19 protein-coding genes and 1 pseudogene are annotated in these 23,106 nt (G+C 63.1%); 15 read left to right on the forward strand and 5 right to left on the reverse strand.

Annotation, left to right across the window (positions count from 1 at the left end; genetic code table 11):
• Positions 1–41: 41 nt before the first annotated feature.
• The gene (locus AB4Z10_RS27980) at positions 42–995 is read left to right on the forward strand and encodes an ABC transporter permease (RefSeq protein WP_441473670.1); all 954 of its coding nucleotides are present in this window, start codon (positions 42–44) and stop codon (positions 993–995) included.
• On the forward strand, positions 995–1,879 hold the full coding sequence (locus AB4Z10_RS27985; protein ID WP_441473671.1) for an ABC transporter permease: 885 nt from the start codon (positions 995–997) through the stop codon (positions 1,877–1,879). Before AB4Z10_RS27980 ends, AB4Z10_RS27985 begins: the two co-directional genes overlap by 1 nt.
• 1,110 nt (positions 1,880–2,989) lie before the next feature.
• On the opposite strand, the gene AB4Z10_RS27990 is transcribed toward AB4Z10_RS27985, so the two are convergent.
• The 3 genes from AB4Z10_RS27990 to AB4Z10_RS28000 all read right to left on the reverse strand — a co-directional run bounded on the left by AB4Z10_RS27990 (position 2,990) and on the right by AB4Z10_RS28000 (position 6,072).
• Positions 2,990–3,859, reverse strand: coding sequence for a flagellar motor protein MotB (locus AB4Z10_RS27990; protein ID WP_441473672.1), 870 nt, complete (start codon positions 3,857–3,859; stop codon positions 2,990–2,992).
• A gap of 28 nt (positions 3,860–3,887) precedes the next feature.
• Entirely contained in the window at positions 3,888–4,931 is a 1,044-nt protein-coding gene (gene motA / locus AB4Z10_RS27995; RefSeq protein ID WP_441473673.1) for a flagellar motor stator protein MotA, read from the reverse strand.
• 547 nt (positions 4,932–5,478) lie between these two features.
• Positions 5,479–6,072 (reverse strand): hypothetical protein, encoded by a 594-nt coding sequence (locus tag AB4Z10_RS28000; RefSeq protein WP_441473674.1) that lies wholly within the window; start codon positions 6,070–6,072, stop codon positions 5,479–5,481.
• Between the two features lie 253 nt (positions 6,073–6,325).
• Here AB4Z10_RS28000 and AB4Z10_RS28005 point away from each other — a divergent pair, with 253 nt between their 5' ends.
• From AB4Z10_RS28005 to AB4Z10_RS28045, 9 genes are all read left to right on the forward strand, one after another.
• Positions 6,326–7,756, forward strand: a complete 1,431-nt coding sequence (locus tag AB4Z10_RS28005; protein ID WP_441473675.1) for a chlorohydrolase family protein — start codon at positions 6,326–6,328, stop codon at positions 7,754–7,756.
• A gap of 186 nt (positions 7,757–7,942) precedes the next feature.
• A complete protein-coding gene (locus AB4Z10_RS28010; RefSeq protein WP_441473676.1) occupies positions 7,943–8,719 on the forward strand; it encodes a FadR/GntR family transcriptional regulator in 777 nt (258 codons plus the stop codon).
• 229 nt (positions 8,720–8,948) lie between these two features.
• A complete protein-coding gene (locus AB4Z10_RS28015; RefSeq protein ID WP_441473677.1) occupies positions 8,949–10,568 on the forward strand; it encodes an ABC transporter substrate-binding protein in 1,620 nt (539 codons plus the stop codon).
• An 18-nt stretch (positions 10,569–10,586) separates the two neighbouring features.
• Positions 10,587–11,564: an ABC transporter permease gene (locus AB4Z10_RS28020; RefSeq protein ID WP_441473678.1), complete on the forward strand. Its 978-nt coding sequence runs from the start codon at positions 10,587–10,589 to the stop codon at positions 11,562–11,564.
• On the forward strand, positions 11,561–12,406 hold the full coding sequence (locus tag AB4Z10_RS28025) for an ABC transporter permease (RefSeq protein WP_441473679.1): 846 nt from the start codon (positions 11,561–11,563) through the stop codon (positions 12,404–12,406). Before AB4Z10_RS28020 ends, AB4Z10_RS28025 begins: the two co-directional genes overlap by 4 nt.
• Positions 12,399–13,904 carry a dihydropyrimidinase gene (gene hydA, locus AB4Z10_RS28030; protein WP_441473694.1) on the forward strand — a complete coding sequence of 502 codons (1,506 nt, stop codon included), beginning with the start codon at positions 12,399–12,401 and terminating at the stop codon, positions 13,902–13,904. Before AB4Z10_RS28025 ends, hydA begins: the two co-directional genes overlap by 8 nt.
• Before the next feature lie 29 nt (positions 13,905–13,933).
• Positions 13,934–14,848: an N-carbamoyl-D-amino-acid hydrolase gene (locus AB4Z10_RS28035; protein ID WP_441473680.1), complete on the forward strand. Its 915-nt coding sequence runs from the start codon at positions 13,934–13,936 to the stop codon at positions 14,846–14,848.
• Between the two features lie 52 nt (positions 14,849–14,900).
• Positions 14,901–15,641: an aspartate/glutamate racemase family protein gene (locus AB4Z10_RS28040; protein WP_441473681.1), complete on the forward strand. Its 741-nt coding sequence runs from the start codon at positions 14,901–14,903 to the stop codon at positions 15,639–15,641.
• A gap of 337 nt (positions 15,642–15,978) precedes the next feature.
• Positions 15,979–17,391, forward strand: a complete 1,413-nt coding sequence (locus AB4Z10_RS28045) for a M20 family metallopeptidase (RefSeq protein ID WP_441473682.1) — start codon at positions 15,979–15,981, stop codon at positions 17,389–17,391.
• A 512-nt stretch (positions 17,392–17,903) separates the two neighbouring features.
• On the opposite strand, the gene AB4Z10_RS28050 is transcribed toward AB4Z10_RS28045, so the two are convergent.
• Both AB4Z10_RS28050 and AB4Z10_RS28055 read right to left on the reverse strand, forming a co-directional pair.
• Positions 17,904–18,110: a hypothetical protein gene (locus tag AB4Z10_RS28050; RefSeq protein ID WP_441473683.1), complete on the reverse strand. Its 207-nt coding sequence runs from the start codon at positions 18,108–18,110 to the stop codon at positions 17,904–17,906.
• Between the two features lie 600 nt (positions 18,111–18,710).
• The gene (locus AB4Z10_RS28055) at positions 18,711–19,193 is read right to left on the reverse strand and encodes an alkaline phosphatase family protein (RefSeq protein WP_441473684.1); all 483 of its coding nucleotides are present in this window, start codon (positions 19,191–19,193) and stop codon (positions 18,711–18,713) included.
• A gap of 339 nt (positions 19,194–19,532) precedes the next feature.
• Between AB4Z10_RS28055 and AB4Z10_RS28060 the strand changes: the two genes are divergently transcribed.
• The 4 genes and pseudogenes from AB4Z10_RS28060 (at position 19,533) to AB4Z10_RS28075 (ending at position 23,097) form a co-directional block, all read left to right on the forward strand.
• The gene (locus tag AB4Z10_RS28060) at positions 19,533–19,850 is read left to right on the forward strand and encodes a carboxymuconolactone decarboxylase family protein (protein WP_441473685.1); all 318 of its coding nucleotides are present in this window, start codon (positions 19,533–19,535) and stop codon (positions 19,848–19,850) included.
• A 216-nt stretch (positions 19,851–20,066) separates the two neighbouring features.
• A pseudogene (locus AB4Z10_RS28065) lies at positions 20,067–20,226 on the forward strand (IS6 family transposase); the annotation flags it as partial.
• 278 nt (positions 20,227–20,504) lie between these two features.
• A complete protein-coding gene (locus AB4Z10_RS28070) occupies positions 20,505–21,428 on the forward strand; it encodes an ABC transporter substrate-binding protein (protein WP_441473695.1) in 924 nt (307 codons plus the stop codon).
• Positions 21,429–21,432: 4 nt separating this feature from the next.
• Positions 21,433–23,097 (forward strand): ABC transporter permease, encoded by a 1,665-nt coding sequence (locus AB4Z10_RS28075; protein ID WP_441473686.1) that lies wholly within the window; start codon positions 21,433–21,435, stop codon positions 23,095–23,097.
• Positions 23,098–23,106: the final 9 nt, after the last annotated feature.

Here is a 23,106-nt window from a genome sequence, read left to right on the forward strand (position 1 = left end):
GTCCGACGTGACTTCATGAAGAAGATCGGGAGAGCGATGTCTTGATCGGGTTCCTTATCCGCCGACTGGGCCAGTCGCTGTTGCTGCTGCTCATCGTCTCGATGATCGGTTTCGCGATCCTGCATCTGGCACCAGGCGGCCCGCTTTCGCAGTTCGCTGCGGGCGGCGATATGACCCAGGCCGATCTGGACCGGATAGCGGAACAGCTCGGCCTGAACCGCCCGCTGCCGATCCAGTATGTCGAGTGGCTCTGGCGCATGCTGAGCGGCGATTGGGGCCGCTCCTACCGCGATCAGCAGCCGGTGATTCACGTCATCGCGTCGCATCTGGGAGCCACGCTCGAACTGATGCTGACCTCCACGCTGATCGCCATGGCGATCGGCGCCTGGGTCGGCATCCTCGGAGCCATCAAGCGCTATTCGCTTTTCGATGCGCTGGCGACCGTCGGTGCGATGGTGGCTCTTTCGATCCCGACCTTCTGGTTCGGCCTCGTCGTGATCTACGTCTTTTCCGTCGGGCTCGGCTGGCTGCCGGCCGGCAACCGCTACACGGTCGGTGACGGCTCCCTGCTCAACCAGCTACATCACTTGATCGGGCCCTGCATCGTGCTGGCCCTGGTTTCGACCGCGGTCTGGAGCCGGTACATGCGCTCCTCGATGCTGGACGTCGTCAACCAGGACTACATCCGCACGGCTCGTGCGAAAGGCGTCCCCGAGCGCCAGATCCTGCTTCGGCATGCGCTCCGCAACGCGCTCTTGCCGATGATCACCATCACCGGCCTGCACGTTCCCACGCTGCTCTCGGGCGCCCTCGTGACGGAAACCGTCTTCACCTGGCCAGGGATGGGCCGCCTGTTCCTCGATTCAATCAGCTATCGCGACTATCCCGTCGTGATGGGCATCCTGATGTTCTCGGCCGTCCTCGTCCTGCTGGGTTCCTTGATAGCCGACCTGCTCTACGGGGTAGCCGACCCCCGCATTTCCGGGAGTCGCTGATGAGCGATGCGCCATTCATGAGCGGGGTTTCGATCGGACCGGCTCCAGGGTTCTGGAACAGCCCAGGGTTCCGGCGATTTCGCCGCCACAAGCTTGCGGTCTTCGGCAGCTGCAGCATCGTGCTGCTGACACTCGCCTGTGTATTCGGGCCGATGCTGCTGCCTTATACGGATACTTTCATCGATATTCGCTCCCGCTTTGCCGCGCCCTTCTCCGGCCCGCACCTTCTCGGGACCGATCCGCTCGGCCGCGATATCCTCGCCCGTCTTCTGATGGCGGGCCGTATCTCGCTTGCAGTCGGCTTCTCCGCCATGCTGATCGCCATGGGCATCGGCATCGCCGTCGGGATGGTCGCAGGCTTCTACGAGGGGRCTCTCGGCGCCGCGCTTATGCGCTTCGTGGACGCGATGCTCTGCTTTCCGTCGATCTTCCTGCTACTGGCCATTTCAGCGCTGGTCTCGCCTTCGGTGCCGTCGATCGTGCTTCTGATCGCGATGACGTCCTGGATGGAGGTCGCGCGGGTGGTCGAGGCCCAGATCCGCTCCCTCAAAACCCGCGAATTCGCCCAGGCGGCCATCTCCTTCGGCGCCAGCAGCCGACGCATCATGCTGCGCGAGTTGTTGCCGAATGCTGTGGCGCCCATCGTCGTCGCGGCGACACTCAACGTGGCACATGCCATCCTCGCCGAGAGCTATATCTCTTTCCTCGGCTTCGGCATCCAGCCGCCAACGCCGAGCTGGGGCAACATGCTCGAAAGCGCCCAGAGCTACCTCACCAGCGCGCCCTGGCTCGCGATCATCCCCGGCGCCGCCATAACGCTCGCGGTAACTTCGTTCAACTTCATAGGCGACGGGCTGCGGGACGCTTTGGACCCGAAGCTGTGAAACCGAACTCGCGCGGCCGGCCGATGATGCGCCAAACGTCCGCTTCGAGGCAGTAACTCGATGTCCGGAGCGGGTGGATTATGTTGAAAAAGTCGGCTGCAATACTTCGCGCCGGTTTACCCGGCCGAAGAGTAGAAATTTCACCTCTACGCTGAAGCGATGTTTGGACGCGAAGGGCATTTTCCTGAATCGTGAAGAAAATTCCTCTCCGTCGAGCGCCGATCTCAAACGAATTTGGCGCTAGCCGGACTTTTTCAACACAATCGGCGCATTTCGACCTGAGCGGAGCAGGGCGGTTCCGGCCCATTGCGGACGCCTAGAGCGTCCGCTTTCCGGCGGGCTGGCTGAGATACTCTTGAACCGCCAAAACTGGCCCATTAGCTCGCGCTCGGAATGTCGGTTTAGTGGCGCGCTATTGAGGTCGGTAGCTGCGCAGGCGGAACCAATGATAAGGCGTTCGCGCGCTAGCGGGGAATTGCTGCAAGCGCGGGCGCTCTGAGGCTAGGCAATAGCCGACGAAGAAGAATCTGGCGGCAATTCGGTCATCCGCTGGCCGAAGGCAGGGGACAGGCTTTTTGCCCAATCCGACCATCACCATGAAAACGCCGACCTCAACCTTTTCGGCTTCAGCCGCACATCGAGGATGACGAGCGAGTACAGGATGGCGGCGGACATCATGGTCGAGCGGGCAGCCGCAGATTACCGTGTTAAGGACCTGGTCGTTTTTCCCGATAATCTTCAATTATCGGCACTGTATCGGCCTGTCGTTGAAGTCCCAAGCGCGCACGGCCGAGCCGGGCCTCGCCGCGCCGCTGGGCAACGCCTCCTCGGGCTTAAGAGGGGAAGGCGGGCGCCTATAGGCATGGACCTTCCGCTCCTGGATCTAAGCCGAGCGCTTACGAACCGGAAAGGCTTCGAGGGTCCCACCGACGCCATAGGTCGTAGGACGGACCCCTGCGTAGATGACTGCTCGCGGCGCCCGGTCCGTAACTTCGCGCAGCGCATCGACGTCTCCGAGCCGATGATCCACGTCGCAATGGTCAGCCTCTTACGTGTCAGCCACTGAGCTCAATCTCAAGCGGAGTCTGAGGTGGCCGAAGCGCCTTGTCGTCAGGGCAAGGCGCCCGGGGGCAGCGGCGGCTCCGCATTGAGCAGCGTGATCGTCACCCGTCGGTTCGACGGGTTGTAGGGGTCATCGACGAAGAGCGGCTCGGTGTCGGCGTGTCCCACCACGGAAGCGAAGCGGTTGCTGGGGAGCCCGGCACCCGACAGGATCTCGCGCACGGCGAGCGCGCGCCCGGCGGTGAGGCTCCAGGAATCGGCGGCCTGCACCGAGCCCGGGCGCGCGGCGGCCGTGTGGCCGGCGACAGACAGTTGGTTGGGCAGCCGGCGCAGGGTGGGCGCGAGCGCTTCCAGCACGAGACGGGTGCGGTCGTAGGGCTGGACCGAGCCCTCGGGGAACATGGAGCGGCCGTACTCGTCCACGAGGGAAACGTTCAACCCCTCCTTGGTCGGCTCGATCACGATGTTGCGCGACAGCTCGGAAATTTCGGGCATTTTCTGGAGCGCCTGCCGGAGGCTGGCTATGGCGCTGTAGTTGGCCTCAACGCCGGCGGCCGGGCGGCTGACCTCGCGGTCGCTGCGGCCCGAGCTGGGTGGGCGCGCCTTGTCCTCCTGCCCGTTAGTGCCCCTCGCCGCGTCGCGGGGCGCCGACGGCCTGCTGCCTGACTTGTCCAGGGCGGTGCCCATCATGACACCGCCAGCGCCACTGGTTGTAAGACTTGGAGCCGCCGGCGCGAAGTATTCCGCCAGGCCGATCTTCTGCTCCTGCGTCGTCATGCTGATCAGCCACATCAGCAGAAAGAACGCCATCATGGCGGTCACGAAGTCCGCATAGGCGATCTTCCAGGCCCCGCCGTGGTGCGCATGAGCGGCCTTCTTGACCTTCTTGACGATAATCGGCTGGGTGGGCTTGGTCATCGAGGGCCTGCTGGAGATTGGGTCAGATCTAGGCGGGCAGACCGGCGGTTGCCGCTTCCACTTCGCTGAAGGTCGGGCGGACGTCGCTCATCAGAGCCTTGCGGGCAAATTCTACCGCCATCACCGGCGGCTGGCCGCTGATATGGGCGAGGAGACCCGCCTTGAGTGAAAGGTAGTATTTGGATTCCGCTTCATAGATGCCCTTGAGCGACTGCGCCATGGGCCCGAAGAAGCCGTAGGCGACGAAGACGCCGAAGAAGGTGCCTACGAGCGCGCCGCCGATCAGATGTCCCAGCACCTCCGGCGGCTCGGTGATCGCCCCCATCGTCTTGATCACGCCGAGCACGGCGGCGACGATGCCGAGCGCCGGTGTTCCGTCGGCGAGCGACTGCATGGCCGCAACGACACGCTCCTGCTCCTGATGGTGCGTCTCCAGTTCCTCGTCCATGAGAGCATCCATCTCGTGGACGTTGTTGGCGCCCATCGTCAACATGCGCATGTAGTCGCAGACGAACTCGACCGCATGATGGTTCGCTGCAAAAGTCGGGAAGGCGTTGAACAGCGTCGACTCGCTCGGATTTTCTATGTGCTGCTCGACCGCGAGCATGCCCTTCTGCTTCACAAGCTTATACAACGAATACTGCATCCCCAGCAGTTCGACATAGCATTCCTGCTTGTACTTGGGGCCCTTCATGAGCGTGCCGAGCATGGCGGGCACGGCCTTGAGCACCGGCGCGGGGTTGCCGATGACGAAGGCACCGATCGCTGCGCCGAGGATGATAACAAACTCGAACGGCTGCCAAAGGACCTCGAGGTGGCCGCCCATCGCCGCGTAGCTGCCGAAGACGCAGACGAAGACGATGATTGTGCCGACGATCAGCCGCATGGTTTGCCACCCTCGCGCCGCAGCAGGTACAGCCCGCGCGAAGCCACTAACTAGTCCGACGAAATGACCGATCGAGGTTAAGGGCGAGTTTATGGCCGCTGGCCGCAGGTTTGTAAGCATCGTCCTCCGGCCGCGGCTTTGAGGCTTGGGGCGGCGGGGTAGGCCAGCGAAGAAATCGGGGTGCAATGAGTCTCCGCCAATTCCGGTGATCGGCGTCCAATAGGGAACCGTTTCCGGGGATCATCTGCGCTGCGCCGCTTTGCTGTGGCGCGGCGAGGCTGAGGATGACGCGGGTGAGAACCAGGCGGGCAACGTGTGCGAGCGCTGCTTCGCGCCGACGCCGCGCTTCGCAAGCTACAGGGAGCTGAACGCCCGGCTTGTGGACCGCTGCGTCAAGCACTCTAAGGCGATGGCTCGCCCTCGGTTCCGTGGACCATCTGGCATGCCTCTGATTGCGTTCTCTCGCCGGCGCCAATCCAACCTCCGGACAACGCTATCGAGTCGCAGGAAAGCTGACCAAGAAGGTTGACCGAATATCGGATTTTTAGCCGATGCTTGCTGAGTGCGCAGAACCGGACTGTCACGTCCGCTTGGGGCGCCAGCTGGCACTGGCGCAACGAGGAGTGTCCGGATTTGAGCGAGCTCCCAATGTCCGGTTGTGGCGCGAGACGGTCAGAGGCGCTCCTACTCCGCCAGTCGCCGAGGCACACGCCGCTCAAATCTTCCCACGAGCTCAGCTCGTTGAGCGCAACTCTGGTCGAAAAAAGTTCACCGGACTTAGCTCGCCGACTTGTCCGCGTGCCGATCTGGCCTTTCCAAGCAGGAGCGGCTTCGTGATCGAACCGGTCATCACGATTTGCCCTGCCCGCAGACCTCCCATCTGGTCCGGCTGGCAGTTGGCATAAGCGAGGAGTGAAGCCAGCGGGTCGATCTGCGGGTGTTCTCCCGTCGCGGCGAAAGCCTCGTCGAGCCAGAGCTGGGCCCTGCATCCTTGCGGCGGAGGTGTCCAGGCGGCGGGCGGGCCGAGGACCGTCGCGCCGTTGCCGAGATAATCGGCAAGATAGAAACCAAAGGGGATCTCGGGCGGCTCGCCGGCACGCGGAATGACGATCTCGAAGGCCGAACTTGCGGACGCGATCGCCGCCACGATGTCCCCGCGTGTGTAGGGAACGGCCCGCGGCGGAAGGTCGCTGGCCAGGCGGAGCGCGAGCTCGGTCTCGATCTTGATGAAGTCACCGGCCGGAAGACCGAGACAGACGCCGTCGCCATGGATGGTCGAAGCCAGAAGCGGCGCACCGATCGGCACGCCGCCGGGGCCGATCGCCACCTTCCAGCCGCCGACGTTTGGCCAAGGGCCTCGGCAACCTCGCGCTGGACCGTATAGCCGGTCTCATAGGGAATATCGGCAATCGGCTGCATGGTCCGGCCGGTTTCGCGCAGCTCCATCAGAATCCGGGTGGCATCTGCCGGCATCATGCGTTCTCCACTGGGCCGAGAACTCTTAATCATTATTGATGATGATTGTCCAATGCGATACTGAACCGGCAGGGCCCATGGCTCGGCATCGGGAGGGACGACGCATGCGCAGAATGATCAAGGCTGGCCACATCATCGCTTTTCAGAACGGAGGCCATCGCCATCTCCGCGACGGCGTCGTCGTCTGGGAGAACGACAGGATCATCCATGTCGGCAAGAGTTTCGAGGGAGAGGTCGACGAGGTCGTCGATGCGCCGGAGAAGATCGTCACGCCGGGTTTCATCAACACCCACGCCCATCTGACCGAATCCCCGCTCGACAAGAGCTATGTCGAGGATCGCGGGCCGCGCTCCTTCTATCTCTCGGGTCTGTTCGAGTTCCTGATCGCGCGCGACGTGTCGATCACCGACGACATGCGCCGCGCCTGCATCGCGTTCTCGGTCCCGGAGCTGATCCGCACCGGCACGACCACGATCATGGAGATCGGCGGCTATGGCGAGGATACGGTCAGGATGGCCGGCGGGGCGGGTCTGCGCGCCTATGTCGGCCAGGGCCATCGCTCCGGCCGCTGGTACACCGACGACGGCAAGACGGTGAAATACACCTGGCTGCCGGATGATGGCCAGGACGGCTTAGAAAAGGCCGTGCAGTTCATCACAAAACACGATGGCATGATGAACGGCCGCATCAAGGGCTTCCTGACGCCCTATCAGGTCGACACCACATCGGAAGACATGCTGAAGCGCACGCGCGCGGCTGCAACGGAGATGAAGGTGCCGCTCGCGCTGCACGTCTCGCAGTCTGTGCCGGAATTCATCGAGATGACGCGCCGCCATGGCTGTACGCCGATCGAATGGCTGAACAAGCTCGGCTTCCTCGGCCCCGACGTGATCCTCGGCCATGCCATTATGCCCGGTGGCACCTCCTGGACGAACTACCATGCCGACGACATCGGTATCCTCGCCGACACTGGCACCAATGTCGCCCACGCGGTCTGGGTCTTCGCGCGGCGCGGTATCGCCATGGAGAGTTTCGCGCGCTACCTCGCCCGCGGCGTCAACATGACGATCGCCACCGATACCTGCCCGCAGAGCATGATCGAAGCGATGCGCTGGACCGCCGTCGTCAGCAAGATCGTCGACCGGCGCACCGACGTCGCGACGGCGGCAGACGTGTTCAACGCCGCCACGCTCAATGGCGCGAAGGCGCTGGGGCGCGACGACCTCGGCCGGATCTCGGTCGGCGCCAAGGCCGACATGCTGCTCTGGGAAGGGCGCAGCATGTTCATGACCCCGGTGCGCGATCCGATCCGCAATATCGTCTATTCCGCGCAGGCCGAGGACCTGAACAGCTCGATCGTCGATGGCGAGTGGATCATGCGGGAGCGGCACATCCCCAATGTCGACCTGCCGAAGCTCGCCGCCGGCGTTCAGGAGGCGGCCGCGAAGATGTGGGCCGGAACCGAGAACGGCGACTGGGCCAAGCGGACGATCGACCAGCTCTCGCCGGAAAGCTTCCCGGCGTTCAAGCCCTGAGGCGCAGGCGCTTGCGCGGGGCGCGGCGGGCCGATGGCCCGTCGCGCTTTTCCGCTTTCCGGGAGGAAATTCACGCGGATTGTGGATTTAGGATATGCAGGCGGAATGACGATGGCTTGGGGATGTCTTTGCTGCAGGAGCCCGCGTGATTCGCGCAGCGACATCCGGTGCCTGGCGGTGGACCAGATGATGACGAACGGTAACGACGCGGGCTCCGATACGAATCTTCCACTGGAGGATCGCATGCAGCTGATCGCGTTGCGGGTTCTGGCTGAGGCGGAAGGCCCGTCCGGTGCGCTCAGTTTGGCGGGCGCCTTCCGCAGCGCGGGGATCGATGTCGCCGAGGCGACGGCGGGACGTTACCTGCGGCAGCTCGACGAGCTCGGCTTTACCCGCTCGCTTGGCAAGCGCGGGCGTATCCTGACCCCGCAGGGAGAAGACAGGCTCGCAGAACTCGTTCAGAGCGGCAGCCTCGCGGCCCATGGCGCGCGAGTCACGGCCGCTGTCGGCGGCAGCACGATCCAGCAGCTGATCGATCTGCTGCATGTGCGTCGAGCGGTCGAGATCGAGGCAGCCGGACTGGCTGCGCAACGGGCGACCGAAGCGGAGGTGGCGGAAATTGTTGCGGCCGCGATGCAGCATGTCGATTGCGTCGAAGCCAGCAGTCGGGCTGTGTCCGCCCATAATTTCCATGAGCTGATCTCGCGTTATTCTCACAATGAAATGCTCGCGGCGATGACGATGATGCTGCTCGACCCACGGCATGATCCGCTGGCTAAGTTGCTTGACCACATTGCCGACAACACTGGGACCGCGATGAGCATGGCGCTCGATCATCCTCGCATCGCCGAGGCGATCCGTGAACGCGACCCGGCGGAGGCCGAGCATGCGATGCGCCGGCACCTCGATAAGCTGATCGCCGTCGTTCGCGGCTACCGCGATTCGATGCAGGTCGGGGGCTGATCGGCCACTCCGGCCCGAGGCGCTCCATATACAGCCGCAAACAGAGCTTCGATGCCTATCGGCCAATCATTCCCTGCGCTGGCAAGGTGCAACCTGCCTCCCTTTTGAGCGCCGTTTTGCCGAGTTGAGAGCGACCGCATTCAAGCCTTGCCAAACCCAGTATCATCATCAATGATGATTGTATTAATGCCGCGTCCGCGCTGCGGGGCGAAAAAAGGGGACAGGTGTGATGACGAAGAGCGGGACGGGATTCCTGACGCGCCGTGCGCTGCTGGGCAGCGCCGCGGCCACGGCCTTGTCGCTGGGAATGGGCGGGGCTGGCGGGGTGCTGGCCCAGGAAGCGCCGCGGCGCGGCGGCGTCCTGACGGTCGCGCTGACCTGGGAGCCGGCCATGCTGACGGCGGCCTTCAACCCTTCGACTCCGATCGTGATGGTCTCCAGCAAGATCCTCGAGGGTCTCGTCGCCTATGACGCCAAGCAGCAGCCAGTGCCGGCCCTTGCAACCAGCTGGACCATCAGCCCGGACGGCCTGACCTACACCTTCAAGCTGCGCGAGGGCGTCAAGTGGCATGACGGCAAGCCATTCACGGCCGCCGACGTCGCCTTCTCGATCTCCGAGGTCTGGAGCAAGCTGCACCCGCGCAGCGGCGTGACCTGGTCGAACCTCTCAGGCGTCGAGACGCCCGATGACATGACAGTGGTGGTGAAGCTGTCCAAGCCTGTGCCGTTCCTGCTCTCGATGCTCGGCAATTGGGACGCCCAGGTTGTTCCCAAGCATCTCTACGAGAACACCGACATCCGCACTAATCCGGTCAACAATGCACCGGTCGGCACCGGGCCATTCGTCTTCAAGGAGTGGCAGCGCGGCCAGTATATCCGGCTTGAGCGCAATCCGGGCTATTGGCAGGAGGGCAAGCCCTATCTCGATCAGATCGTGATGAGGGTCATGCCCGATGGCGGTTCGCGGGCGGCCGCGCTGGAGGCCGGCGAGGCCCAGCTCGGCGTGTTCAACGCGGTTGCGCCCTCGGATCTCAAGCGCCTGTTGACCAAGCCTGAACTGGCAGTGACGACGGACGGCTACCAGATGTTCGCGCCGATGGCGATGGTCGAGGTGAACACGCGCAACGAATACCTCAAGGACAAGCGCGTCCGTCAGGCGATCATGTATGCGCTCGACCGCAAGTTCATCCTCGACAACATCCTCTTCGGCTACGGCAAGATCGCGACCGGCCCGCTCACCTCGGATTCACCATACTATACCACCGACGGCGTGCCGATGTATGGCCAGGATCAGAAGAAGGCCAATGATCTGCTCGATCAGGCCGGATTCCCGCGCAAGGGTTCCGCCCCGCGCTTCAAGCTGACGACGGAGCTGACGCCCTCTCCCGAATTCTCGCGCATGGCTGAGTATCTCAAGCAGAGCCTGGCCCGCATCGGCATCGAGGTCGAGATCCGCTCCTCGGATTCGCCGACCTTCCTGCGCCGCGTCTATACCGATTACGACTTCAATCTGTCGATCAACTTCCTCTTCATGTTCGCCGATCCCTCGGCCGGCGTACAGCGATTGTATTACGGTCCCAACATCCGCAAGGGCGTCACCTTCGCCAACGCCTCGGGCTACAGCAACCCCGATCTCGACAAGGTCTGGGAGCAGGCGCGTGAGGAAAACGACCTGACGAAGCGCAAGGCTCTCTTCGCCCAGGCGCAAAAGACCGTCGCCGAGGACCTGCCGATCCTGAACCTGTTCGAGTTCAGCTTTACCACCGTCTACAACAAGAAGTTGCATAACCCGACGGTCGGCCCGGACGGCGCTTATGGCAATCTGGCCACGGCCTGGCTGGCCGAATAGCGCGATAGGAGCCAGGCCGTGTCGAACCTGCCCCGTTTCGTGGCACGGCGGCTGATGCAGAGCGTGCTCACCATGCTCGTCATCATCGTCCTGCTGTTCGTCCTGCTCCACAGTGCCCCCGGGGACGTCGTCGACGTCCTCGCGGGGGAGGCGGGCGCGGCCTCGCCAGAATATCTGGCGCGCATGCGCCAGCAACTCGGGCTGGACCAGCCACTCCTGGTCCAGCTCTACAAATATGCCTTGAACATCCTCAGCTTCGACCTCGGCTATTCGCTGCGGACCAACCAGCCGGTGTCCGAGCTCATCATGACGCGGCTGCCGCCGACCTTCCTGCTGCTTGGCATCAGCATCACCACGGCGGTCAGCGCCGGCATCCTGCTCGGCGTCACCGCCGCGCGCCACGTCAACCAGCCGCTCGACAACGCCATCTCGCTGGCCGCGCTGCTGTTCTATGCCACGCCGATCTTCTGGATCGCGCTGATGATGATCGTGCTGTTCTCGGTCCAGCTCGGCTGGTTCCCGACCGGCGGCATGACCACGCTGGGCGTGCGCCTCTCGACCTGGGAGCGGATCCTCGACATCGCGCGCCATGCGGTGATGCCAAGCGCGGCGCTCTCGCTGTTCTATATCGCCATCTACACGCGGCTGATGCGGGCCTCGATGCTGGAGGTCCAGAGTTCCGACTATGTCCGCACCGCTCAGGCCAAGGGGCTCTCCGACGACACCGTCGCGTGGCGTCACGTCTTCCGCAACGCGCTCTTGCCGATCGTCACGATGGTCGGGCTGCAGGTCGGCTCGCTCATCGGCGGGGCCGTGCTGATTGAAACCGTCTTCGCCTGGCCGGGGCTCGGACGGTTGGCTTCCGAGGCGATCTTCCAGCGCGACTTCAACCTGCTGATGGGCGTGCTGGTTATCAGCTGCGTGCTCGTCCTCGTCATGAACATCGTCGTCGACATCGTCTACGCGCTGGTCGACCCAAGGATCATCCTGTCGTGACGCTCCTTCGCAGCAAGTTCCTCCGCGCCTTCTGCCAGCGCTGGACGAGCGTCCTGGGCTGCTTGCTCCTGATCGCGATCGTCGCCATGGCGCTGCTCGCATCCCTCGTCTTTCCGGAAGACCCCTGGTCGATGGTGACCCGCCCGATGCTGTGGCCTGGCGAGGAAGCCGGTTTCCCGCTCGGCTCCGACGCGCTGGGGCGCGATCTCGCCGCCGGCATCTTCCACGGCGCCCGGATCTCCCTCTGCATCGGCATCGCGGCGACGTTGGCGGCCCTGTTTCTTGGCATCGTCGCAGGCGCCTTCGCTGGCTATCACGGCGGCAAGGTCGACGACATCCTGATGCGCTGCACGGAATCCTTCCAGACCGTGCCGCCCTTCCTGCTGACGATCGTGATCGTGACCCTGCTTCATCCCTCGCTCCTCACCATCATCCTCGCCATCTCGCTGGTCTCCTGGCCGCCGGTGGCGCGCCTGGTCCGGGTCGAGTTTATGACGATGCGCGAGCGCGACTTCGTGCTGGCCTGCCGCTCGATCGGCATGAGCGATGTTCGGATCATCTTCCGCCAGATCCTGCCCAACACGCTCTCGCCGGTGATCGTCACCGCCTCGATCATGGTCGCGAGCGCGATCCTGACCGAGTCCTCGCTGGCCTTCCTCGGGCTCGGCGACCCCAATGTGATGAGCTGGGGCACGATGATCGGTGCCGGCCGCGACCAGCTTCGCACCGCCTGGTATCTGACGGCCATTCCCGGCGTCGCCATCCTGCTCACCGTGCTCGCCATCAATCTGATCGGCGAGGGCCTGAACGACGCCCTCAATCCAAGGCTGCGCAATCGCTGACGCGGAACGAGAGTCACGGAACGATCTCTCGAAGACCTCCCCGCGCCCGGGTCCGAAGGGGCAAGGCGCTGCAAGACAACAGATGAGAAAGGGAAGCGACGCGATGGATGTGATCATCCGCAACGGAACGGTCGTCAGCACGGCCGGGCTCTCGAAGGCCGACATCGGCATCGCCGACGGCAAGATCGTGCAGATCGGCGGCAGCTTCCCGAAAGCAGCGCGGGAGATCGACGCCGCCGGCTGCTACGTCATGCCGGGCGGCATCGACGTGCACACCCATATCGATGTAGGTGAGGGGGAGCGGCGCTCCGCCGATGATTTCCGCACGGGCACGATCGCGGCGGCCTGCGGTGGGACGACGACGATCATAGACTTCTGTGCGCAGAAGCGGGGCGGCAGCCTCGCCGACGCGATCGCCCATTGGGATGCCAAGGCGGCAGGCAAGGCGGCGGTTGACTATGGCTACCACATCATCGTCACCGACATGAACGAGGCGGTTTTCGCGGAACTCGCGACCCTGCCCGAGAAGGGCATTCCCTCCTTCAAGCTGTTCATGGCCTATCGCGGTGAGGTCATGATCGACGATACCGTCCTGCTCAAGGCGCTCGAACAGGCCAAGCAGAGCGGCGCGCTGGTCATGGTCCATGCCGAGAACGGCGACGCCGCCGACTATCTGCGCGACAAATTCGTCGCGGAAGGCAAGACCGCGCCGCTCTACCACGCGCTGAGCCGGCCGCCCCGCGTCGAGGCCGAGGCGACGGCGCGCGCCATCGCGCTGGCCGAGATCGTCGGCACCTCGATCTACATCGTCCATCTCACCTGCGCCGAGGCGCTCGACGAATTGCTGCGGGCCAGGCGGCGCGGCGTCGACGCCATCGCCGAGACCTGCACGCAATATCTCTACCTCACCAAGGACGATCTCGACCGGCCGGGCTTCGAGGGCGCCAAATTCGTCTTCACGCCGCCGGCCCGAACCAAGGCCGATCAGGAGCTGCTCTGGGACGCGCTGGCCGATCGGGTTTTGGAGACCGTCTCCTCCGATCACTGCTCCTGGTCGTTCGGCCGCCACAAGGTCCTCGGCAAGGACGATTTCCGCCAGATTCCGAACGGCACTCCCGGCGTCGAGGAGCGGATGATGCTGGTCTATCAAGGCGTCAATGAGGGGCGGATCGGCCTCACCGAATTCGTCGACCTCGTCGCGACCCGCCCGGCCCAGATCTTCGGCCTGTTTCCGCAGAAGGGCACCATCGCGGTCGGTTCCGACGCTGACATCGTGATCTGGGACCCCGAAGCCGAAATGACGATCACGCAATCAGCCATGCACAACGCCATGGACTACTCCTCCTATGAGGGGCGCAGCGTGAAGGGCCTGCCGCGCACGGTGCTGCTGCGCGGCAAGACGGTCGTCGAGAACCGCGATTATGTCGGTGAGCCCGGCGAGGGCCGCTTCCTCAAGCGCGCGCGCTACCGGCCGCGCGGCAACGCAGCCCGGCGTTGAAACGGATCATCGGACAAGGAGGCAGGACTATGCCAGGCAAGATCATCCTCGCGGTCGCCCAACAGGGGCCGGTCCAACGCAGCGACAGCCGGGAGCGCGTGGTGGCGCGGCTGATCGACATGCTGAAGCAGGCGGCGGCGCGAAACGCAGACTTCGTCGTCTTTCCGGAACTGGCCTTCACCACATTCTTTCCGCGCTGGTTGCTGGAGGACGAGGCCGAACTCGATTCCTTCTACGAGACGCAGATGCCGGGTCCGGCGACACGACCCTTGTTCGAGGCTGCGGCAGAGCTCGGCATCGGCTTCAATATCGGCTTCGCGGAACTCGTGGTCGAGGGCGGGGTCAAGCGCCGATTCAACACGGCGATCGCCGTCGACAAGGCCGGCCGCATCGTCGGCAAGTATCGCAAGGTCCATCTCCCCGGCCACAAGGACTACGAGGCCTACCGGCCGTTCCAGCATCTGGAGAAGCGCTATTTCGAGCCGGGCGACCTCGGCTTCCCGGTCTATGACGTCGAGGGTTTCAAGCTCGGCATGTTCATCTGCAATGACCGGCGCTGGCCCGAGACCTGGCGCGTGATGGGTCTGAAGGGCGCCGAGCTGATCTGCGGCGGCTACAACACGCCGCTGCACAACCCGCCCGTGCCGCAGCACGACCATCTAAGCTCTTTCCACCATCTGCTTTCGATGCAGGCCGGCGCCTATCAGAACGGCGCCTGGACTGCCGCCGCCGGCAAGACCGGTGTCGAGGAGGGCTGCATGCTGCTCGGTCATTCCTGCATCATCGCGCCCACGGGGGAACTCGCTGCCCTGACAACGACGCTGGAGGACGAGGTCATCACGGCGGTCGCGGATTTCGAGCGCTGCCGGGAGATCCGCGACAACATCTTCAACTTCGTCCAGCACCGGCAGCCGAAGAACTACGCCCTGATCACCGCCGAGTAAGGGCAGGATGACTGCAGGGCGGTGCCCCGCAGTCGCGCCGCAGAAGAGAGGCATGAGGATGAAGCTCAAGGTCATCAATCCCAACACGACGCTGTCGATGACCCGCAAGATCGGCGAGGCGGCCTTGGCAGTTGCGCGGCCGGGCACGGAGATCCTCGCGGTCAGCCCGGCCATGGGGCCGGTCTCGATCGAGGGGCATTACGACGAGGCGATCAGCGCGCTCGGCGTCCTCGACGAGGTGCGCAAGGGCGCGGCCGAAGGCTATGAAGGCTACCTGATCGCCTGCTTCGACGACCCGGGCCTGCGCGCCGCCCGCGAGATCGCGAATGGCCCGGTCGTCGGCATTGCGGAGGCGGCCATGCACATGGCCTCCTTCATCAGCGGCGGCTTCTCGATCGTGGCAACGCAGCATCGCAGCCGGATCATCCTCGAGCATCTCGTGCGCGCCTACGGCATGGACCACGCTTGCCGCAGTGTGCGCACCACCGAGCTCGCGGTGCTCGACCTGGAGACCGAGGGGAAAGATGCAGCCTCGGTCATCCTGGCCGAGTGCCGGCTGGCCATCGCCGAAGACAAGGCCGACTGCATCGTTCTCGGCTGCGCCGGCATGGCCGATCTCGTAGACCCACTGGCCCGCGAACTCGGTGTGCCGATCGTGGACGGGGTGGCCTGTGGCGTCAAAATCCTGGAAGGCCTCATCGACCTGCGGCTGTCGACGAGCCGCAGCGGCGGCTATGCTTCTCCGATCGCGAAGCCCTATCTCGGCGAGCTCGTCCGCTTTCAATCTCCGTAGCGTTAGGCGTCCCGCATATCTGCGACGGGAGGATGTGCGCGGTTGAACACGTGCTGGCAATGAAGGCCCGCTATCAGGCAGGCAGCCAATTTCCGCTTTTGGCGCAAGGGAAGCCCTGAACGCGGGAGCAGATAATGGCAAGCTTCCCGAGTTTCGGAGGGCGCGCGTAAACGCGATCGGCCTGCAACATTCGCCCATTCTTCGGAGCAAAATTCGGCCGTTCTGCCGCCCGCCTTGTAGTAGCTTCTCGCGGCTGAGGCAGCCGACGCCGGAGCAACGCGGCTGACGACGGCCTTCAGCGGCCCATGCGGGCGCGGATGCATCTCGGGAGAAGACTGTGCAGAATACCGATAAGATTTGGACGATCGTCGATTCAAAGCAGGCGGACTACATCGAGCTGAGCGACCGCGTCTTTGAAATGCCCGAGCTCAACTACCGGGAGGTCAAGTCGGCCGCGGCCCATGCCGAGCAGCTTCAGCGCGAGGGATTTCGCGTGGAGACAGGCATCGCCGGATTGCCGACCGCCGTCATGGGCGAGGCGGGAGAAGATGGCCCGGTGATCGCCATCCTCGGCGAATACGATGCGCTGCCGGAGCTGTCGCAGGCTCCCGGCGTCTCCGAGCACCAGCCGCTTCCGAACCAGCCGGCCGGTCATGGCTGCGGCCATAACCTGCTGGGAGCCGGTGCCATGCTGGCGGCCGCGGCCGTCAAGGATTTCCTTGCGGAGCGTGGGCTCAAGGGCCGTGTCCGCTACTATGGCTGCCCGGCGGAGGAAGGCGGGGCTGGCAAGGCGTTCATGGTCAAGGAAGGCGCCTTCAAGGATGTCGACATCGCGATTTCATGGCATCCGGCGGATTTCGCAGCGGTGACCGCGGCCATGTCGCTCGCCAATACAACGATCGACTTCGAGTTCTCCGGTCGCGCCAGCCACGCCGCCGCAGCGCCGCATCTCGGCCGTTCAGCACTAGACGCCGCGGAGCTGATGAATATCGGTGTCAACTACATGCGCGAGCACATGCCATCCGATGCCCGCATTCACTACGCCTATCTTGATGCCGGCGGCATTGCGCCGAACGTCGTGCAGGCCAAGGCCAGGCTGCGCTACGTCGTGCGCGCGACGATGGTCTCCCAGGTGCACGAGCTCCTTGCCCGCGTTCGGAAAATCGCCGAAGGCGCGGCGCTGATGACCGAGACCACTGTCACCGATGAGGTCGTCAGCGCGATGAGCAACCTGCTGGCGAACACACCTCTCGAAGAGGCCATGCAGCGCAATTTCGATCGCCTCGGTCCGCCTCCGTTCGATGGGGACGACGTCGCCTTCGCCCGGCGCATGCAGAAGACCGTGACGCCTGCACATATCGAAAGCGCTTTCCGCCGCTCGGGTTTGCCGGTGACCGATTTCCCGCTCTGCAACGCGATCGCGCCTAAGGAGGTGCCGGGACCGCGGATGATGGGCTCGACCGATGTCGGTGACGTCTCCTGGGCAGTGCCAACAGTCCAGGCGCGCGGTGCGACCTATACGATTGGGACGCCGGGCCATTCCTGGCAGTTGACGGCTCATGGCCAGTCACCCTTGGCGCACAAGGGCATGGTTCACGTCGCGAAGGTCATGGCGGGCGTCGCCGTGGACGTGCTCGTCGAACCGGGGCTGTTGGAACAAGCTAAGGCCGACTTCCAGGAGCGTCTGGTCCGGACGCCCTACAAGGCGCTCCTGCCGGACGATGCCAAGCCGCCTTTCCACATGTTCTGACGAATGGGAGATCGATGGCCGGGTCGACTTTTGGTCGGGCCATGCCCAAGCGCTTAGGCGAGTTCGCCAATTGCCGGCCCCGAAACTCACTAGGACCTGTGCTGTAACAGCATTCTGGAGGTCCGCTTGCGGACAGGATGTTAACGAGCTCCGACCATGTAACTTCTGATCTATCGAGGCATTTGCTCTTTCTTCGTGCTTCTGCCCGACTCAGCAGTCAGGCGCGATGCTGAAAAATAGCCGAGGCGATCGGTATCACGGCGAATGTTGACCGGCTGGAGGCTTGGTACAGGCAGGCACCAGACGACAAGGTAGGCCTCGGACGGCTGATGATCGAGCAAGCTGGGCTGCCGGAGGCCTGGTTCAAACTGCAGCGATTTCGACCTGCGCCCGATCTCATGGAGGTCCAAATTCTTTAACGCGCTTTCGCGGGATCGTTCGGCCGCCAGAGTAGGGGGCGTCCTTGTCTTCCGAGACATAGTCAAGTGCGGCGATGCAAGAGGCAATTTGGTTCAGCGTGTCGCCCGCCGCGTCTCCCGCACGACCGTTGGCGCTGTAACAGCACCTGCTGCTCCGCCGACAACCGCGCCAACCGGGCCGCCCACTGCGGCGCCGGTGCCGGCTCCGACCGCGGCTCCGCCGACGCGCTGCTCGGTCGTGCTACAGGCTGTCGCGGCGATCGCGGCTGCGAAGAGCAGAGCTAAAGTCAGTGCATTCATGGCGTATCCTCCTTGGGCCATGAACACATGCCGAGGGGCGCAGTTCCTCAAATAAGAATGGCCCGATCCCCTTCAAACCGCTCTGTTCGACAAGGATGCAGCAGCCTCGAAGCCTTACACCTTCTCGGATTGGCAAAGCCGCTCGGCCAGTGAAAAGATTTCCGACTGGATATCCAGTCTCGCCCGGCCACAGGTTTGAACCCGCTCTTTCCCCATTTGCGGGGCGAAAGCGAACGCTCAGCGTGGTGATGCTAACGTCCGCTTCCTGGAGGCCAGCCAATGTCCGGAAATGGGGCGCGGATCGGCAGAAACTGAGCGTGCCGCCGAACCTAAGCTCCCAGTCATTCGCCGCCATAGGGGCGGCGATCGAAGTTTGGCCCAAAGCGGCCACCTGCAATGTCCGCTCGGGGGCTAGCCCGATCGTGCGAACGGTAAGGCAACGAACCGGCCCGTAACGTCCCCCGCAGCGTCAGCTGATTTCTGGCTCCGTCTGCGACACTGAAATGAGCCTCACGCCTCGCAACGGCCTTCGGGGGATTGTGAGGCCTGTCAGCCCAGCCGAGCCAGTTGCCATGCGGTGAACTGTCGGTTCAGTCGGCTCTATTTGCTTCCAGCCGACGTCTGCGTCAACGCCTCCATGGCTTGATCCACGGTGAAGCTCGTGGGTCTCTGCCGGGGTGGGAAGTCCTTGAACGACGCCAGGGTCTGCGCAATGATATTCTGCGCCGGAACCGCGATGAACGCCCTTCGATACCACCAGTCGTTGTATCCCATGCCTTCCTGGGCGCGCTCGCCGGGGTCGATGCTGAGATCGAAAAAGATCGGTGCCCGCAGGGTCGTAAAGGGACGGCGCCAGACGTCGATGCCGGTCGCTTCCTGGATCATAAAATGGATCTTGATGTGCTCATAGCGCAGTGCGAGCAAGTCTCCGTCGTCGCTGAAGTAGAAGAACTCCTTGCGCGCGGTCTTCGGGCTCTTTCCAGAGAGGTATTCCACCTGATTATAGCCGTCGAGGTGCACTTTGAAGCTCTTGCTTCCGGCATTATGGCCAGCAAGCGCCTTCTCCGACCTTCCGCGCTTCATCGATCAGGCCTACAATGCAGACCGACGGCACTCCGCGCTCGGTTATCTCAGCCCGCAGCAGTTCGAGGATCAACACGCCCGCCTCACGGTCAAATCCGCAGCTTGATCCTGTCTACCCGCAGGGGTGCACTCCAAAACACACGCCTGTGGCCGTCTACCAGTCGCGCATGCCTTCTTACAGCGGCTACCGCTGGCGTGGAGGGCGCTCCAACGATACACGCTGAAAGTCACGGTTGCACCGGTTGCTGACGATGCACCGATTGCCATAAACCGTTCGCAGCAGAAATGGCGTCAAATTGATATTATTGAACAGATTCAAATCGGGGTGGGGGGGTGGCAATGACGGCCAGTTCACGCGTAAGTAATGCGTTTCAGACATTCTTGACCGACGCGCCTGATCATCAGAAGGCGTGGCTTGAAGCTGTCGAGAAACTTGGAACGGCATCGGCTTTAGATGCGAAAACAGAGGCGCTCGTTTACATTGGCATCCTAGCAGCCACACGCTTGGACAGCGGCCTGCCTTTTCACGTTGCCCAGGCGAAAGGCCATGGCGCTAGCCGGAATGAAATAGTGAGCGCCGTTCTTGCCGGTTTGCCAGCCGCAGGAAACGTGGTCATACAATCACTGCCAGTTGCGCTTGCCGAATATGATCGATGAGTGCACTAGTTTGATCTTCAATAGCTTTCGTATAAAGCGCCACTGCGGTCTTTGATGTGGCGAGATCGGGCTAGTCTTTGACATACCATTTGATTACCGTGCCCGACGGAAGCATCCGGAATACCTTCACGTTGACCGCATAGAACCCGTCGACGGCATTGTCACGTTAACTTCGGCCTAGCACCAGCCTTGTAGGTGGGTTCGCATAAGCCTGCCCTGCGTACCTACAAGCGCCATCGTTTCCCGCCCGCGATCATCGCCCATGCGGTGTGGCTGTACTTCCGCTTCCCGCTGAGCCTTCGACTGGTCGAGGAGATGCTGCTGCAGCGCGGCATTTGCCGTTTCCTCCGAGACGGTTAGGCGCTGGTCGCTGAAGTTAGTGCTTGATTATTAGGGACGCCCGCCATGGATTTCTAAGTGCTTAGTTTGCTGGAAAGTGAGGTGCATGCCCCCCAGCTGACGGGACCAACCAGTGCTTAAGGCTGAGGCTGCTTGACAAATAAGTGACTGAACAAATATTCCTTGCGCAACAATAATGTTCAAGGAGGGAATCTGATGAAATTGAATCGCCGGCGGTTCGCGGGCGGCCTTTTAGGCACGACCCTGCTCCCCGCTTTCGCCGCCCAGGCGCAGGTTAAGAAATTGACCGCCTATATGGGGCCGCCTGAGCCGACATGCGCGGCGTTGGCAAAGGATTTCGAGAGTAGCTCGGGCATCTCGACCACTTTCCTCCGCCTATCCGCGGGAGAGGCCGTGAACCGGATCCGTGCCGAGCGCGCGCGCCCGCAGGCCAGCGTGCTTTACGGCATCGGCTTGCCCTCGATGATGACATTGAAGAGCGAGGGGTTGCTGCAGCCCTACAAGCCGAAGGGCGTCACGGACATCCCGGCGAAGCACGTCGATCCGGAGGGCTACTGGACCGGCATCGACGTCGATTTCATTGGCATCGCCTCGAATAAGACTTTTCTCAAGGAGAAGGGCCTCAAGGCGCCGACCAGTTGGGAGGACCTGACCAAGCCGGAATTCGCCGGGCAGATCTGCATCGGCAGCCCTGCGACGTCCGGCACCGGCTACACCTTCCTGGCGACCGTCCTTCAATTGATGGGCCAGGAAAAGGGCTGGGATTATATCAAGCGCTTCAATACCAACGTTTCGCAATACACCCGTTCGGGAATTGGTCCGACCCAGCTTGTCGGCCGTGGCGAAGTCGGCGTCGGCATTCTTTTCGCGCACGATATCCTCGGCAGCATGCACAAGGGCTTCCCGCTGGAGATGACACTACCGAGCGAGGGCACGGGTTACGATCTGTTCTGCGCCGTCATGCTCAAGGATGCGCCGGAAGCGGAAGCCGCCAAGGCATTCCTCGACTGGGCGGTGACACCCGCCTCGCAGGAGATCCTGGCTGCGTCGGAATATTTCGACATGCCGACCAACTCCAAGGCCAAGGTCCATGATCTCGTGAAGCCGTTCGCCAGCGCCAAGCTGATCGACTTCGATTTCGACTGGGCCGGTAATTCGGAAACGCGCAAGACGATCATCGCGCGCTTCCAGAACGATATCCTCGCGGGGCGCAAGTGAGCCAATGACGTCCGTTGCGCCTGCGGGCATGGCGGAGGGAACGCAACGTCGGGATTGGACCCTTTATTGGGTCTTTCCCGGCGTGGCAGTCTTCGTCTTCATCTTCACAGCCTATCCCATGCTCGACCTGCTGGCCCGGGCATTCACGACCGACGGGCGCTTCTCCCTGGCTTCGCTGACGGGAACCGTCGCCGATCCCTATAATCGCAAGGTTTTCTGGAACACGCTGCTGCTCGGCGCAACCGTCGCGGTGCTCGGCACGGTTCTCGCGACGCTCTATGCCTATACCATCGCCCGCGTTGCCATACCCGGCAAGAAGATCTGGCACTTCTTCGCGTTGCTACCGACGATCTCGCCGCCTATTCTGATGGCACTTGCCCTGATCATGCTTTACGGCCGCCGCGGCCTGATCACGCATGAATTGTTGGGCGTGCAGACAACCGGGCTCTACGGATTTACCGGCCTCGTCGTCGCGCAACTGATCTCATATTTTCCGTTCGCCTATCTGCTGATGCTGAATCTTTTCCGCGGGCTCGATGCCTCGCTGGAGGAGGCTGCCTCGACCATGGGGGCGAATGGCTGGAACGTGCTGCGAACGGTCAGCCTGCCTCTCCTCGTGCCGGGTCTGGCAGGGTCGATGCTGCTGATGTTCAGCTACTCCTTCGCGGACCTTGGAAACCCCCTCCTGCTTGGTGGCGATTTCCCGGTCCTGTCGTCTCAGATCTATCAGACCATCATTGGCATGTACGATATTCCGAAAGGGGCGGCGCTGGCAGTGCTGCTGCTTTTGCCCGCTGTGCTGATGTTCTTTGCGCACAAGGCGCTGACGGCGCGGATGTCCTTCTCATCGGTCGGCGCCAAGGGCTCCAGCCGGCATCGCGAAGTGCGCCATCGGGGTGTTCAGTTCGYCGCGCTCGTTTTTGTCGGTGTGATCACCCTCGTGATCTGCCTGCAATACGCGACAATCCTGGCTGGCGCATTTACCCAGCTATTCGGGATCAACTACAGCTTCACAACGAAACATTTCGTCGCTGCACTGACCAAGTCGCGCGGCGCGCTCATGGACACGCTGCTGCTAGGGGTCGTCGCGTCCTTCCTGTCCGTGACGATCGGCCTGCTGATCGCCTGGGTCGTGGCCCGCACGCGTGCGCCAGGCCAATCGCTTCTCGATTTCGTGGCCAATTTGCCGCTGGCCATTCCCGGGACGGTCATCGGCCTGGCCTTCGGACTGGCCTTCAACGCTCCGCCCTTGATGCTGACCGGCACGGCCGCGATCATCATCGCCGCCTTCGTCGTCCGCTCGCTGCCGTATGGCATCCGTTCCGGCGTGGCGGCGCTGAACCAGATCAATCGGACGTTGGACGAGGCCTCCACCACCATGGGGGCGACCTCGGGCCAGACGCTGTGGCGGATTCTGCTGCCCATCGTACAGCCGGCGCTGCTCGCCGGCATGATCTTCTCCTTCACGCGCAGCGTCACCACGCTCAGCGCCGTCATCTTCGTGGTCTCACCCCATTGGTCTCTGGTTACACCGACGATCCTCTCGCAGATGGATCGCGGTGACGTCGGCGAGGCCGCCGCTCTCAGCGTCATCGTCGTCCTGATGGTGCTTGCGGTGATTCACGGTGTGCCACGGCTGCTCGGCAGCGACTGGCGCGAAGCACGCTAGGAATACCGA

This window comes from Allobosea sp. RAF48, assembly GCF_052114025.1.
GTDB lineage: Bacteria > Pseudomonadota > Alphaproteobacteria > Rhizobiales > Beijerinckiaceae > Allobosea.